The 15,318-nt window shown below is 39.2% G+C and carries 12 protein-coding genes and 1 other RNA gene; all 13 read right to left on the minus strand.

Translation table 11 applies throughout. The annotated features are described in order from the left end of the window. The coding region (locus tag ACERJO_RS01540) for an isopeptide-forming domain-containing fimbrial protein (RefSeq protein WP_373646369.1) at positions 1-3,345 on the minus strand (3,345 nt) is incomplete at its 3' end. Positions 3,346-4,447: 1,102 nt separating this feature from the next. Continuing rightward, positions 4,448-4,717: a DUF2564 family protein gene (locus ACERJO_RS01545; protein WP_247105494.1), complete on the minus strand. Its 270-nt coding sequence runs from the start codon at positions 4,715-4,717 to the stop codon at positions 4,448-4,450. Positions 4,718-4,869: 152 nt separating this feature from the next. Further along, on the minus strand, positions 4,870-6,006 hold the full coding sequence (locus ACERJO_RS01550) for a THUMP domain-containing class I SAM-dependent RNA methyltransferase (protein WP_373646370.1): 1,137 nt from the start codon (positions 6,004-6,006) through the stop codon (positions 4,870-4,872). 101 nt (positions 6,007-6,107) lie between these two features. Then, positions 6,108-6,487, minus strand: an RNA gene (rnpB, locus tag ACERJO_RS01555) — RNase P RNA component class B. A 64-nt stretch (positions 6,488-6,551) separates the two neighbouring features. Continuing rightward, complete coding sequence (locus ACERJO_RS01560) at positions 6,552-6,950, minus strand: reverse transcriptase-like protein (protein WP_373646371.1); 399 nt, start codon at positions 6,948-6,950, stop codon at positions 6,552-6,554. 18 nt (positions 6,951-6,968) lie between these two features. After that, positions 6,969-7,268, minus strand: coding sequence for a cell division regulator GpsB (gpsB, locus tag ACERJO_RS01565; RefSeq protein WP_247105497.1), 300 nt, complete (start codon positions 7,266-7,268; stop codon positions 6,969-6,971). 143 nt (positions 7,269-7,411) lie between these two features. Further along, positions 7,412-7,990, minus strand: coding sequence for an SLOG family protein (locus ACERJO_RS01570; protein ID WP_373646372.1), 579 nt, complete (start codon positions 7,988-7,990; stop codon positions 7,412-7,414). 64 nt (positions 7,991-8,054) lie between these two features. After that, positions 8,055-8,486, minus strand: a complete 432-nt coding sequence (locus ACERJO_RS01575; protein ID WP_373646373.1) for a spore coat protein — start codon at positions 8,484-8,486, stop codon at positions 8,055-8,057. A gap of 385 nt (positions 8,487-8,871) precedes the next feature. Next, positions 8,872-10,098 carry a ribonuclease H-like domain-containing protein gene (locus tag ACERJO_RS01580; protein WP_373646374.1) on the minus strand — a complete coding sequence of 409 codons (1,227 nt, stop codon included), beginning with the start codon at positions 10,096-10,098 and terminating at the stop codon, positions 8,872-8,874. 2 nt (positions 10,099-10,100) lie between these two features. Beyond that, complete coding sequence (locus ACERJO_RS01585) at positions 10,101-12,374, minus strand: DEAD/DEAH box helicase (RefSeq protein WP_373646375.1); 2,274 nt, start codon at positions 12,372-12,374, stop codon at positions 10,101-10,103. Positions 12,375-12,519: 145 nt separating this feature from the next. Then, a complete protein-coding gene (locus ACERJO_RS01590; protein ID WP_247105504.1) occupies positions 12,520-12,777 on the minus strand; it encodes a hypothetical protein in 258 nt (85 codons plus the stop codon). A gap of 41 nt (positions 12,778-12,818) precedes the next feature. Beyond that, positions 12,819-14,417, minus strand: coding sequence for an ABC transporter permease (locus ACERJO_RS01595; RefSeq protein WP_373646376.1), 1,599 nt, complete (start codon positions 14,415-14,417; stop codon positions 12,819-12,821). Then, positions 14,414-15,316, minus strand: coding sequence for an ABC transporter ATP-binding protein (locus ACERJO_RS01600; protein ID WP_373646377.1), 903 nt, complete (start codon positions 15,314-15,316; stop codon positions 14,414-14,416). Before ACERJO_RS01600 ends, ACERJO_RS01595 begins: the two co-directional genes overlap by 4 nt. Between the last annotated feature and the right edge of the window lie 2 nt (positions 15,317-15,318).

The following is a 15,318-nucleotide window of genomic DNA, read 5'->3' on the forward strand; positions in this document are numbered from 1 at the left end:
TGCTTTCTCAAGAAGCGTGGCCGTTTTGTCCGATTCGAGTACTGGATCTCTGTACTCAACTGGTGTCTCGACTTCGTTAGAATCGGTCGTTTCATCTTCACCCGTTAGTAAGTTTTTATAATCAACGGTGGCTTGGTTTACAATCAACTCACCAATATGACTCGATAATGCGGTCACTTTAAATTGTACAGTGATTCCATCAGGTAAATCCGTCGTATTTGGTAAATCCCCAAGTTGGATAATCACTTTTTCACCGTCAAAATATCCAGCATCTCCATCATCTGCATCGGTTAAATTGCCCGCGTTTGGTCCATTGAGAATTCGCATTGAATTTGGTGAATACTCTGAACCTTCTGGAATCGCATCTTTAAAGACGACGTCCGCCGCGATGTCCCCACCTTCGTTTTTAATCGTTACTTCGTAGGTCAATTCGTCTCCGGCAATTACTTCTCCCTCAGGAGAAACCGATTTTTCTGCCACGACGCACGGCTCTGTTCCTAGAAAAATGTCGTCTAAGAAGTTTCCAGCACCTAATACTCCATTTGCAGTGCTAACCGCTTCAAATCCAAATCTTGTCTCAGTTTGTCCAGCTGGGACAGTATAGGTACCTGTATACGTTGCCCAAGCTGTATTTCCTGTCGACATTTGGGTTTGCACGATCGTATCATAAGGATTGTCAGTCGCTGGACCAAAGCGAACTTGCATCGTGTCTACCCCTTGACGCCCCATATGAGATAAACGCCAGTAAATCGTTTGACCAGGGGTGGTCTCGACATCTTGATACAGCATGCCATGCTCATAGGCATTTAATTCTGCATAACGGTTGCCATCAGGTGGCGCAGGAAAGTTCCTGACTCCGGCCGGATAGTTTTGCGCATAATCCCAGATTTCAATAATTTTCACACCTTGGCTATCATCTGTCGTCAACCATCCAGGTACTTCTTCCTCTAAAAACGCCCATGAGCCGTTATAAGATCCTCTTGCAGGACCTCCCTCAAAACTTCCATTGATCAAGGCAACAGGCCTTGCGCAAGCATCAATGACTGGCCTTTCAATAATAGTATTTGTCACTTCGTTTGATTCAGTCGTTTGCGCTTCATCTGTTTGTAAGTTTCTATAATGAACGTCGGCTTTATTAACGACTGTTTCGCCCATATGGCTTGTTAACGCAATGACTCTAAATTGTACGGTAATGCCATCAGGTAATTCGGTCGTATTTTGTAAATTGCCAAGCTCGATAATGACCTTTTCGCCGTCGAAGTGACCCGCATCGTCATCGTCCTCATCGGTTAGGTCACCGGCGTTAGGGCCTGTTACGATCCTCATCGATCCTGGAACATATTCGGTACCCTCTGGAATCGCGTCTTCAAAGACCGTATTAGCCGCAATGTGTTCCCCTACATTTGTAATCGTGACGTTGTATGTGAGGACATCGCCGTCAAATACTTCATGCTCCGGAGACACTGATTTCTCGGCTTGTATCACAGGGCCATCCCGCGGATACACCTCGACGGTCTCGCTAGGTTCCTCCGGTTCATCGACATTGTCACCTACAACCGAGGCTGTATTATCAATGTCTCTTCCTGCTTGTCCCGGCAAGATGATCACGTCAAATTCAAGCGTATGCCATTCTGTATCTGCTATATCGCCAAATTGTCCGACCACGTCACCGTTCACATAATGACCTTTGTCATTATCTTCTTCATCGGTGACAGCTTGTCCATCCACTTTTAATGTCCCTTGTACATATTCCAATCCTTCTGGAATCGTGTCAGAAATGACAAGGTTTTGGAATAAGCTATTTTCTATTGTGTTCCGTGCTTGAATCGTATAACGTAACATGTCCCCCACTTCTGGGTTCTCATCGTCGGAGTTTCCTTCTCCTTTTTCCACCAACTCCACTGACTTCTCAGCTTCTACCACAGGAGGCAGCGGATCGAATCTTGGATAGACTCGTGAGGCTAAATCGAAAGATGGAAAAAATCTCCCATCGCCAGCTATCGTGGCTGACCCAAGAAAAGTTGTTTGCAAAGTTTCTGGATCTATTGAAAAATAGTCAGCACTTTGGCTACCCTGGGCACCAAGCCCACTAGACAATAAGATTTGACCATTCGGTAAAAAGCTAAGACCTCTCACCCCTCCTTGCAAGACTACACCGTCTCCACTCGTAATCGGGACCTGACGTAAAACCTCACCTGTTTGTGCATCCATCTGAATGATGGAACCAGCTGTATTATTCGAAAACCAAATATATCCATCTTCATCGATAATCAGGTCTCCTCCAACATCATTGTTATCATAACCATTGATGGGAATTGCTTCTTTCTCTCCTGTCACTAGATGGTAAGAGCCAAGAAGAAGCACCCCATTTTCTATATAGGTATGATAGTAGCGTGTCCCATCTTCTGAAATGATCGCATTAGCAGCCGTACCATCTAGATCTCCAACATACTCGGCTGCTCCACCTGGTGTAATTCGATACAATCTATGTGGGATTTCATCTCCAGGGAAGCCACCATATGCATAAAAGGCATTTTCAGTCGGGTGAACAGCTAAGCCATTATTCATGTTTACTCCACTAGGGAGCCCCGTAATAAACACGATCGCCTTCGGATCTGGATCAAAGTTCCCTCCATCAAATTGACGAATTTGAGGGGTAGTTCTATCCGTATTATTTGAAATGCCATACGAATCTACATCGTTGATTTCTAAGACATTATTGGTTTCAACATTGTTTATGCCAATAACGGCCTCTTCACTTTCAGACTCCTCATCCGAATGATCAACTAGTATGACTACAGCAGAGGTTGTTTCTAAAAGAGTATCGTTATTAATCAAAATATGGGCAATATTATCAATTTCCTCTCCAGCTGTAGCACCCTCTGTTGCTTGTGTTGTGATCTGCAATGTCACTTCCTTACCCGCAAGCTCCTCAAGCTGTTCTCTCGTCCATTCAAGGGAAACATTTTGTTCATCTACCGTTACTTGATAAGTATCGGCCACTTCTCCATTGATGTAGGTAGATGTTTCCTGAATGGCTAATCGGGTATCTATTGCGTCTGAGATGATCAGAGATTCATAGCTTGATACATCCACAGGCAATTCAAATGAGATATTATAGGAATAGTCTTGTCCAATTAGCACCTCTCTACTTTCTTCACCATCGACATCTTTTGATACAACTAGGTCTTCTATGCCTGTACCTGTATCTTCTGCTACTGCGATCAAAGGAATGGTCGCTAAAGCCTCACTACAAATGATGAGCACTGTCATCAATAAAATAAAGGAGCTTTGTAGAGTCGATTTCATTTTCCTATTTATGAATCGTTTAGATGTAGTTCTCAATCTTACCCCTCCTAACATCATTTATCTTTTGAATAGTAAAAATTAAGGTTAATCGTGAATTGTCGAAATGACTATCCTCCTTTCTCTGATAGGAACGTAAGTACCTTCATGTAAAATACCACCCCCTTTCAATAGAATTTCAAGACATAGACTTACCTCATCGAAACATTTAACCGTACTTAAGTTACCTTTGTGATAAGCAGTTTTATCCACTTTGAGTTAGTGCTTTTAATATGGATTGAACCTACTATTAAATCTACTATTTATTATTGTTTTTACTAATTATCTACTTTATCGGATAAATGTGTTTAGCATTCCATAGTTCTTAACGGCTGATTTTTTTTGACAAAATTCGAATAAATTCACAGTTCTAATTAACCACTTTTTAAATAAACCACTAAAAAATAACTATAGAATTTTTTTGACTGACAGGAAATAATTACTATATTTTGGCACTTCGGGGTACGGGAGGTGAATCTTTTCTAGCTGGTTTTTCCAACGAGTTTGAAAAATAAAAGTTCACTCGTTCAATACTAATTCTATCGATCGATTTGAATTAATTATAATTTTTTGTTTATAATTGTAAATGTTGATTATCAAGTTTTCTTATATGAAATGATTTATTATTTAACTAAATTCAATTTATTTTGGAGGCAATATAAATGTTTGGTAGATTCAATCCAGATCTATCTAAACGGTGACAAAGGTGACAAATTAGTAATGGTGAAGAATACGAAACGAGGGTGTGAATTTTCTGCGGGACACAGAGAAGAATAGAAATGTTTTATTGAAGCAGCTAGAAGAGAAGCTTTTGACGAAGTTGGTGCAAAGTTAAATTAGGTTAATGCGTTTTACCTGATGGGCACGTTATGATTATTACACTTACTGAAAGTTTTATATTACGAGTGGGTTTCTCGTTCAAACGAGCAACGAGTGAAGCCTTTGCTAATCAAATCAAAGCCACTGAGAAATTTAATTTGTGTATTTTCAGTGCCTCCTTTCATTCCGCGGGAGTCTACGTATATTTCATCCGCTATGTTCCCTAGATGTTCGGATTTTCAGCTAGACACTTTCACAATGTCTAGCCTCATTTTTGGGGATTTTATTCTGATTGACGATCTTTCATTGCTTCTACTAATTGATGATCTGCCTTATTAATTAACTCATCGGCCATTTCTAAAAATGCGTGATCTACCCCTGTTTTGTGTGTAACCGCATTACGCAATTGCGTCTTTGCTATTGAGATGGCTTCAGTTGCTGACTGGAGCTGTTCCTCATCCATAGATCTAGTTGCTTGCCCTACCATATGCTCTGCTGATAATATTGCCATTTCCACTTGCTTAATGTCATTATACTCTTGATCAGAAGCCATAAAGCATCCTCCTTTCATTCAATGTTAGAATACCCAATTTTAAAAAGTACATTCACATTTCCACACATGAAGTTAATCATAATTGTATTATGTTAACTTAAAGCGTAATAAAAACAATAGCCTATAGCAGCTACTGTTTTTACCAATTATCCTTATGATTTTGGGGGTCTTGGTCCAAAAAATTGATAATAATCAACTTTCAAATTTCCATTGTATAGTTTACGTTTTTTTGATGCTTGCTTGCCAAATAATGTTTCAAAGCCTTCATGAGAGGTTAGCATGTAAATGGACCACGTTTCTAACCGATTACATACATTCCCCATATCTTTGTACATTTGCTCGACCTCTGGACGTTCCATTAGACGTTCTCCATATGGTGGATTTCCGATCATCACCCCATATTCCCTTGAGTGTGTGAAGTCCTTAATTTGCATTTGCTTAAATGAAATAAGGTCTGAAAAACCAGCTTCCATCGCATTGCCTTTCGATAATTCAACACTTCGATGATCGATATCGCTACCTAAAATATCAAGAGGTTGATCATAATTAGCGACATCTTCCACTTCTTGTCTGGCAGCATCCCATGTTTTCTTCCCGATCCAGTGCCAATCTTCAGATACAAATTCACGATTAAACCCTGGAGCAATATTTTGACCGATCATAGCTGCTTCAATCGGGATCGTTCCTGAACCGCAAAATGGATCAACAAGTGGAAGTTCTGGTTTCCATGTTGTTAGCATAATCATAGCAGCCGCTAACGTTTCTTTTAACGGAGCTTCATTATGTAAATAACGATAACCGCGTTTATGTAATCCAGTCCCAGAAGTATCAATGGATAGTGTCGCTACATCTTTGTGAAGTGCTACTTCTATTCGATAAAAAGGGCCGTTCTCATCAAACCAACCTCGCTTATAACGCGTCTTCATTGATTCAACAACTGCTTTTTTTACAATCGCCTGACAATCTGAAACACTAAAGAGCTTTGATTTAACAGACTTCCCAATAACGGGAAACTCTCCATGTACAGGAATAAGGTCAGCCCATGGTAATGCTTTTGTTTTTTCGAAAAGCTCATCAAATGAGCATGCCTTGAATTGACCAACCTGTAGCTTGATACGATCTGCTGTTCGTAACCATAAATTGGCTCGAGGAATAGCTGATACATCAGCTGTAAATGTTACTTTTCCATTCTCTACTTGTACATCTTCATATCCTAAACTACGAACTTCCCTTGCAACTAAAGCCTCTAGACCCATTGTTGCAGTTGCAATTAGTGTCACTTTTTTCATAATTAGCTCCTTTATCAATCATTCGGTTAATACCTATTATTTCCACTATCTATGATTATAAAAAAAGCCCCATAAAGGGGTTTTCTTTCATCTTATAAGCATTCGATAAGCCATGTTCTGTTCCATTGTACTACAAACGGTGATGAACCTCGTACTCCGGTGGCAATCATCTATCTACAAGGGATTCCCTTGTTCTCCTCATTCGTTCATTTCCGGTTGAGAAGATGCCCCTACCAATTTTGGGTTTCTCGCTCGAGGGGTTTACCGCGTTCCACTCCACCTGTTTCCAGCTGGACTACGTCACTGTGGCACTTTCAAAGGGCTCACACCATATCATATGACTTAGGTGCTTCCCTTGCCGTTAGTCTTATAAAGACTACCCTAGCTTATGACTTCGCTAGGCACGAACACTACGAGCATCGCAGCTCGTGCGAGCATGGACTTTCCTCTACATATAAATATGCAGCGATTACCTGAATGCTTATACATTGTCTTAAGCGACAATCTTCATTATATCGTGAAAGTGTTAAGGAAGCAATAGGTAATTATTTCCTTCCTTTTATGATCGCTTGTCTTGCTAATTGATCTGCTTGTTGATTTTGTCGACTAGGTATCCATTTTAGAAAAAATAGATCAAAATGACGATCAATAAGCTCAAGAGCCTTTTTTACATACGGTTGGTATAGAGGGTTTTTCACGTGTTGTTTTTCAATCGCATCATCAACCAACTTAGAATCCGTCCGAAAAGAAACTGTTTTGATTTTTTGTTCACAGCATAAATGAAGGGCAATTATCAATGCTTCAAATTCAGCTTCGTGGTTCGTTAATTCACCTAAAAATGTAGAATGGTGTTCAACTTTTCCGTTTTTATAATTGATATATATACCTGCCCCAGATGGACCGGGATTACCAGCACTCGCACCGTCAATGTAGACTTCAATCATTTTGCTCGATTTAAAAGTCTATAATTTATTGCCAAAGACGGCTTTTTCTAAATTAGACAAGCGTTGTAGGATATCGTAGTTGGTACTCCCAACCGGCTGAGCTGGTGCTTGCTTTTGCCGTTCGGTTGCTTTTTTCAAATCACGCTTCAAATGAACATTTTCTTCTTCAAGCTCTTTAATTTTCCTGCTGAAAACCTCGTAATCTTGTATGATCGCATCCAAAAATTTATCAACCTCATCGGCATTGTAGCCTCTCATGCTTGTCTTAAAATCTTTTTCCAAAATTTCCTTCGTTGTAAACTTTAACTCTTGATTCATCGTCTTCACCCCATCATTATCAATGTTCATATCTCGTTATATATGTATGGTCGTTCTGTCTCATTATTCACAAAATCATTTGAATACTTATTGGTGTTTATCACATAAACTACTTTTTATTTTTTCAAAAATTCGATCTCTTGTCAATTTTCAAATGGTTCATCATGATCATATGAATGTAGAAATTGCTCTTCTTGAATGAGTTCGTTCATATCCATCGCTGTTATTTGTATTAATTCTACATCACCACGGTCAGTCATTCTCTTTGCCAAGTCGAACATGAACCTGGGGGAACCAGGATTTTCTTCGTCATAAAACAATATCAACCCGTCAGCTTTAGATAATATAAATTCATTCTTTTGTTTAAGTTGTACAGGGCTGTCATAAGGCCTCTTAGAAATACTATCATTGAAATCGGCTCGGTCCAAGATGGATTGATAATATTGTTTAGTTTCTTCCTTCCAGCGACTTTCTTGTTCTAAATAAGGTGTTAGTACCGCTAATCTTAAGTCTTTGTATTCTTGTTTCAATGAAATGACGACTTCAGCGCTCCAAAGCTCAACACCTAATTGGCCACTAATGATCACCCATTCTAAACCCAGATCACATAATGGTTTAAGCCTGTTTTCGATTGCTTTTTTGATGTATGTAATCGCTTCATGGTTAGAATCAAAAATACCTAGCTCATGAGCTTTATATCCTGAAATTGCCACAACCTTCATTGTTCATTCACACCTTTATAAAGGAAAAGCGAACTGGCAGTGATCAGTTCGCTTTTCTGTTAACTTAACGTCTGCAGCCGCATCCCTTTGGTCCAAAGCCCGCAGGCCCCATGCCCATCGGTCCAGATTGAGCGCCTGCAACTTGCCCCATTCCCGGTCCGTATCCTGGTCCCATGCCCATCGGTCCTGTCTGAGCGCCTGCAACTTGCCCCATTCCTGGTCCAAACCCTGGTCCCATACCTCCTGGTCCTGTTTGAGCACCTGCAACAAATTGCTGATTTGCAATTGCCTCACTTTGCGAATAAGTGTGTGGGAAGCTCTTAACATGCTTATACACATGGTTTACCTGATTATGAGTATGAGTTGGATATACTTCAGGGACAATATATTCACACGTCTTTTCGACAATATTATGCTGCGTAGGTGCAACTTGTGCTGGCATCACCTGAGTTGTGGTTGGAAGCTTACAAACATTTGGTCTTGGCTTACAATACATAGGTTAATTCCTCCTTTAATAGTTGAGTCAATATTAACGTATGTGAAAACCTGACGATTGTCCTAGTCAGCTACCTATTTCAAGGGCCTAAAATTTTTTAATTTGGCTCTTATTTTTATCCTAATAAGAACGAAGTGTCACGAATATCTGACATAAATAAAAAGGTTAATCCAATCATAATGAAAAATAAAATTAACAATGCACGATGCAATGTGCCCTCACCTTCTCCTACCTAAACGTCTCTAACGATTTTTATTTTAATAGGTTCGAAGAAAAATGACAAATCCTTTTTCGGTTTTACAAAGACTTACCAAAATTTCACGTGTTGTTTGACAAAAATTGTTGGTTTATCACATTTCTTGCGCTTGCCCCGGAAATAGTTTGATCAACGCCTTATTTTTTTCGTAAGCCGCTTCATTCTCTTTCGCACATCTTCTGTAGGTGATTGGGTATTGACTTGATTACAATAATAAAGAGCTTGTTCAAAATCATTGAATTGATGCTCTAATAGTTTAGCAGCTTCTATAGCGGCGACGCAAAAGTTGGGTTGTGAAGGTGCGCATTTTTTAAAGTAAAAGAGTGCTTCTTCGTGGCGCTTTTGCTTTTTTAATAATAGGCCGTATGAAAAGTAGCAATTATGCTTCGTGTCATCGTCTAGTTTGTCATCGATCTTTAATAGCATCTCGTACAATTGGATTGCTTGATTCACTTCACCTAATGAGTCAAACCAACGTGCTATTTCAAATGTTTCTTTGTAAGTAGCCCATTTTTCAGGTTGAATAATTTTTTGCGATAGGTGGATATACAAGCTTAATAAGGATAGAACATCCCACTCATGATGCAAAAAAACAGAACGTACGTACGCAGGATTAGGATCTTGTAAAAAATCAAAATATAACATTGGAACGAGATAGCTAGGAGTGTCAGCCTGTCGATAAAAGTGTAGCTCCTCCTCTTCCACTATTTTTAGCTTACACGAGGGCAACACATTCTTCCATAGCCTGCGAGATGCATGCAGCAGATCGAAATGTCCAAATGACGGAAGCTTTGGCACCTGATTGCGGACGAATGTGTGCCTCGTTTTAACTTGTGGCCAATCAAATGCTTTACCATTATATGTGACGAGATATTTGTCATCACCAATATCTGTTAAAAATGCATGATAAAGAGCTACTTCAGACTCAGGCCCAGGTAAAAAATATTGTTTAACAATAATAGACTCATGATCAAATTGACAAAAGCCTAGTAAAAAGATCGTATTCCCAGCACCTCCACTAAGACCAGTCGTTTCTGTATCAAAAAAAAGAAGCTGGTTCTCTTTTACCCCTTTCGTAGTAAGTGGATGTGTCACCTGTTGTGTCTCCCATAATAATAAAACGTCTTGTAGTTGCTCGAATAGATAATGTCCATGTTTTTTTGTTAAAGGGTAAATCTTTTCGCGAATGAGAATATACTGTCCGTCAAACCAATAAGGGTACACGTCAAGCTCAGACCATTCTGATTCATAAGGAATGGTCTCTGTTTTCGTTTGTTCGACCTGAACAAGTTTCTTTTGAGTCGATTCACCTTGAAAGCCCATGTGTCCTTTAAGACGATTTAATTTTGCTTTCATCACTAAGAGCTCTCCCTTAACAATAAATCAATAAAATGTATAACGATCGATTTCACCTGCTCATCGTCTGTTGTTCCAATACAAGAAGGGCAGCCAGTACGACAAGTACAACGGTGAATAGCATTAGATATATGATTCAAGATCGTATGTAAGTTAGTAAAGACGTCCTTGGCTAAACCGATTCCCCCCGGGTATCGATCATAAACAAAAATCGTCGGACAATGATTATGATCAGCCTTGATTTGTGGGATGACGTGTAAATCATGCTGATCACACATAACAAATACGGGAGCTACATGTTGAATGAGTTGAGCTAAGCCGGTTAGAACGGCATCTAGTCGTTGTTCTGAATAATGCTGGAACAATTGCTCTTGAAATTGAATCCACATCGCATTTGTGTGTAATTCTTCTTCAGGGAGATGGATCGTTCCAGAACCAATCGTTTCAAATGTTGTTAGTTTAATCTTTTTGAAAATCGTTGCCTTTGCATTGACCATGACATCACCAAAATACATAAAGGTATTAGATCCAACCTTTTTTTCATCCTCTTCTAATACGCGTAATTGAACAGCTAAATGAGCATCTGTAAAGTAGTCAACAGCTACCTGTGTAACAAATGCCTTCTTCTCCTCCCAATCGAGCTTTTCAACTTGAAATTGAACGCCTTCATGCAAATAAATGGCTTCGTCATGCAATAAAGTCATTGCGCTAAATCGATCCATTTCACCGATGACTTTCTCTGAACCTATTTTGGTTTGGTCAATGATAATGACATTTTCTTGAGAGGCAGATCGTAAGCTAATTCCGTGTGCCGGAAAGGCATCGGACATCCAATACCACTTATTGACTCGGTGGTGAAGCACATGCTCCTCTGCTAAAAAATCAAGGATGTCTTCTATATCCTTCCCATCAAATAGCTCACCACGTTGAAAAGGTAGCTCATAAGCAGCACACTTTAAATGATCGACTAAGATAATTAAATTGTCAGGGTTAATCCGAGCTGATTCAGGACTTCGTTCAAAGAAATAACGTGGATTTGAAATCATATATTGGTCAAGTGGTGACGAGCTAGCAACCATAATGATGACTGATTCATTTTGACGTCTACCGGCTCGACCTGCCTGTTGCCAAGAGCTAGCAATTGAACCAGGATACCCTGTCATAATACAAACTTGCAGTTGGCCAATATCAACGCCTAACTCAAGAGCATTTGTACTTACTACCCCCTTTATAGAGCCTTCGCGTAAACCTTTTTCGATTTCACGTCTTTGTTTCGGTAAGTAACCGCCACGATAGCCTCTTATCGATTGGTTGCCAAGCTTATTTTTTGCTAACTCCTTTAGATGACTTAAAATAATTTCAACTCGAACTCGACTACGAGCAAATACAATCGTTTGAATATCATGGTTTAGAAAGAGCTTAGCGAGTTGATTCACTTCAACTGTTGCGCTTTTACGAATGTTTAATGGTTCGTTTATAAGTGGCGGGTTATAGAAAATAAAGTGCTTCTTTCCTCTTGGTGCTCCATTATTATTAATAAGTTTAACATGTTCCCCAATCAAACCTTCTGCTAATTCTTTTGGGTTAGCAATTGTAGCCGAAGTGCAAATAAATATTGGATTACTTCCGTAGTAATGAGCAATTCGTTTTAATCGTCTAATCACATTTGCAACATGACTCCCAAAAACACCACGGTATGTATGAAGTTCATCAATAACGATATACTTTAGCTTTTCAAAAAAAGAAACCCACTTCGTGTGGTGAGGCAAAATGGCAGCATGTAACATATCAGGATTTGTAATGACGACATGTCCAGCCTTACGGACAGCCTGCCTAATAGTCGGTGGTGTATCTCCGTCGTACGTATAGCTTTTTATTGGGATTTGCATTTCTGAGATCAATTCATTCATTTCACTCATTTGATCTTGAGCTAATGCTTTCGTAGGGAAAAGATATAATGCTCGACTTTCATCATTTTTCGTTATTTCTTGTAGCACGGGTAAATTGTAACATAGCGTTTTACCTGAAGCAGTTGGTGTAACAGCTACAACGTGCTTCTTTTCTTGAGTTGCACGATACGCTTCGTATTGATGAGTATATAAAGTGTTCATCCCTCTATTATGCAAAGCAGTGACAAGGCGTGAATCAAGTTCGGTAGGAAATGGAACTGTTTTCGCTTCTACTGCTTCGATTTCATGCCAATGAACAATTTGCTGTTTATAGTTTTCTTGCGTTTGAAATTCTTCAAGTAGTTGCTGTAAACTTTTTTTAAACATTTCTCTTCCACCTCGTTTCAATTATTCATTATAGCGAATGTTTGTTTGTATGAAAAGAGAGATTCGAAGAAATGGTTATTTATGACGTATCGTGTGCAGATGTTAAAATGGTTTGAGGAGCATTTTTGAAAGAGTGTTCTTTCATTCAATTCCAATGACATATAAGGTGATGAGGGCTCCAAAAATCAACTAATTTCTGAGTGTGTAAAAAAACAGTGAAGAAAGAGAAGTCCACCAAAAAAGTTTGGTTTTTAACCTTTTTGGTGGATTTAAAGTAATGAGCGAAAACATTTCCTGTATTAAGCGAGCAACGAGTGCGGTCATTGCTAGTTAAATAAAGGAATGAAAAAGTCGGTTTGTCCTTTTTCAGTGGCATCTGTTTTTTAACTTCTTCGGTATTCATTAAGAGCCCTTCTTCGCTGTGTAAAACGAATCTATACTATTTTATCCTTCTAAATCACGTGAACGATATTGGGTGAAGCCAACGGTTGTCAACACAATGGCGATAAGACAAAGAATGAACGTCACTGCCCAGTTCATATCTTCAACAGGTAAATTTGGGACAGCACCAAATGGTGAGAGTGAGTTAAGCCAAGTTGGAAATTGTAACAAATCTCCTAAATAGACGACGAAAAAAGAATAGCCTAAATAACACCAAATCATTGAAGACATTTTCGGTATAACTCCGATGAAGAAAATGGATATAGCTACCATAACTAGAATGGCGGGCATATACACAAAAATAGCTGGCAATAGTATTCCTAATCTAAGTGGCTCTTCCATGACAAAGTATTGCGCTAACCATAGTCCAACGCAAGCTAATAACAACATGACGATACTACAAATAACCGATAGAATCGTATACGATGCAATCATGTTTATTCTAGAAATAGGATAAGCAAATAACCCCTCTGTCATATTCCTCTTTTCTTCTCCACGTAGCTTTAATATGATCATTAAAGCAGGAACGGTTGCGATCATCGACATTACGGTCATAAGCATCGTAATAAATTGTTCTGTTAAACTGATATCAGAAGCCGTTAACATTTCCGCGAACATTTCATTGCTAGCTATAAACGACTCTAAGTCTCCAAAAATAGAGCCATATGATAGACCGATAACGAACATTCCAATTGCCCATATGATGATACTCGTTCTTTGTAAACGAAATGAAAGAGCTAACGGATTTCTCAAGTACGAATTGGCATGAGCGCTCCCTTTCCTAGTAGGTAAAAATCCAGAACCAAGGTCACGGATGAAGTTAAGATAAAGTGAAAGTATAATTAAAAAGAGAGAAACGATGAATAAAAGTAAAACGGGCCACCAATAATTATTTACGTATACTTCCGTACGTAAAATCCAATTAAGTGGTGAAAGCCAAGATAGCCACTCTATGCTAACATCTCCAATTGCCCGAATTATATAAAGGAAAAACAAAGTGGCAAAAGATAATCCGATTGTTCCACGTGTACTTTCAGTTATTTGAGCAAACACACTTGTAAGGGCGACAAAAAAGATTCCTACTACTCCTAACGAAACCCCATACAGTAAGGATCCAGTCCAATTTATATGATCTATTTGTAATGCTGTAAGCCCAATAGCCATAAGGATCGCTAACAAAAAATGCACAAATATATAAATGGTCAAAGTAGCACCAGTGATCGATAATCGCCCAATTGGTAATGCTCGTAACAACTCCATTCGCCCTTCCTCTTCATCTGAGCGTGTGTGACGCGCAACGAGTAAAATGCTCATAATCGCTACAATTACTGCTGAAAATAAAAGCATTTGATGTGCGAGCATGGCACCTTCAGTATAATCATCTAGTCCGTAACCCGGACCAACCATAGCTGTCATTGCTGGGTTGAGCATCGTTTCAGCGATAGCTTGTCGTTCTTCTTCCGTTTGATATAATCCTGAAAAGCTAGACGCAGTTAAAACCGTAAAAATCGTAATGGCAAACAACCAAATCGGTATTCGAAATCGATCTCGTTTTACCATAAATCGAATAAAATCACTCATGTGATGAAAAGTAGCTTTCATCGTGACTCGACTCCTTCCACACCAACCTCATAATGACGCATAAATAAATCTTCGAGCGTCGGTGCTGTGCTCTCTAACTTTTTAATCCCATAACGACTAAGGTAAGACATCACCTCATCAAGCTTCTCAGCATCCACTTGAAAAGATAGCCCAGCCTCTTTTTGTTTTAATTCATATATACCTTCAAATTGATCCATTTGTTCAATTGGTTTCTTTGTTTCGATATACAGCTGGGTCCGAGTTAAATGTCGCATCTCTTGAAGAGTCCCCGTTTCAATCATTTGCCCTTGACGAATAATCCCAACCTTATCACATAATCGTTCAACCTCAGATAGAATATGGCTTGAAAGTAATACACTCTTTCCATCACGTTTGGCTTCCAGTACACATTCTTGGAACACTCTCTCCATTAATGGATCTAATCCAGAAGTTGGTTCATCAAGGATAAACAAGTCAGCATTTGATGCAAATGCAGCTACAAGAGCTACTTTTTGACGATTTCCCTTTGAATAAGCTCGACATTTTTTTGTAGGATCTAGCTGAAACCTTTCAATCAATTGTTCTTTTTTCTGCGAGTGAGCATTTCCATGTAATCTCATAAAAAAATCAATGACTTCCCCACCTGTTAAATTGGGCCAAAGATTTACATCTCCAGGTACATAGGCAAGCCTTTTATGAATGTCGACTGCGTCTTTCCAGGCATCCATTCCAAACAGCTGAGCTTTTCCTGACGAGGCTTTGATCATCCCAAGTAAAATGCGAATGGTCGTCGATTTACCAGCACCATTCGGACCGATAAATCCGTATATTTCCCCTTTCTTAAGCTCAAGGCTAACTCTATTTAATGCTTGAAAGGAACCAAATTGTTTCGTTAAATGACTTGCTTTTAGAACAGACATTG

This window comes from Halalkalibacter sp. AB-rgal2 (genome assembly GCF_041821005.1).
Lineage (GTDB): Bacteria > Bacillota > Bacilli > Bacillales > Bacillaceae_D > Halalkalibacter.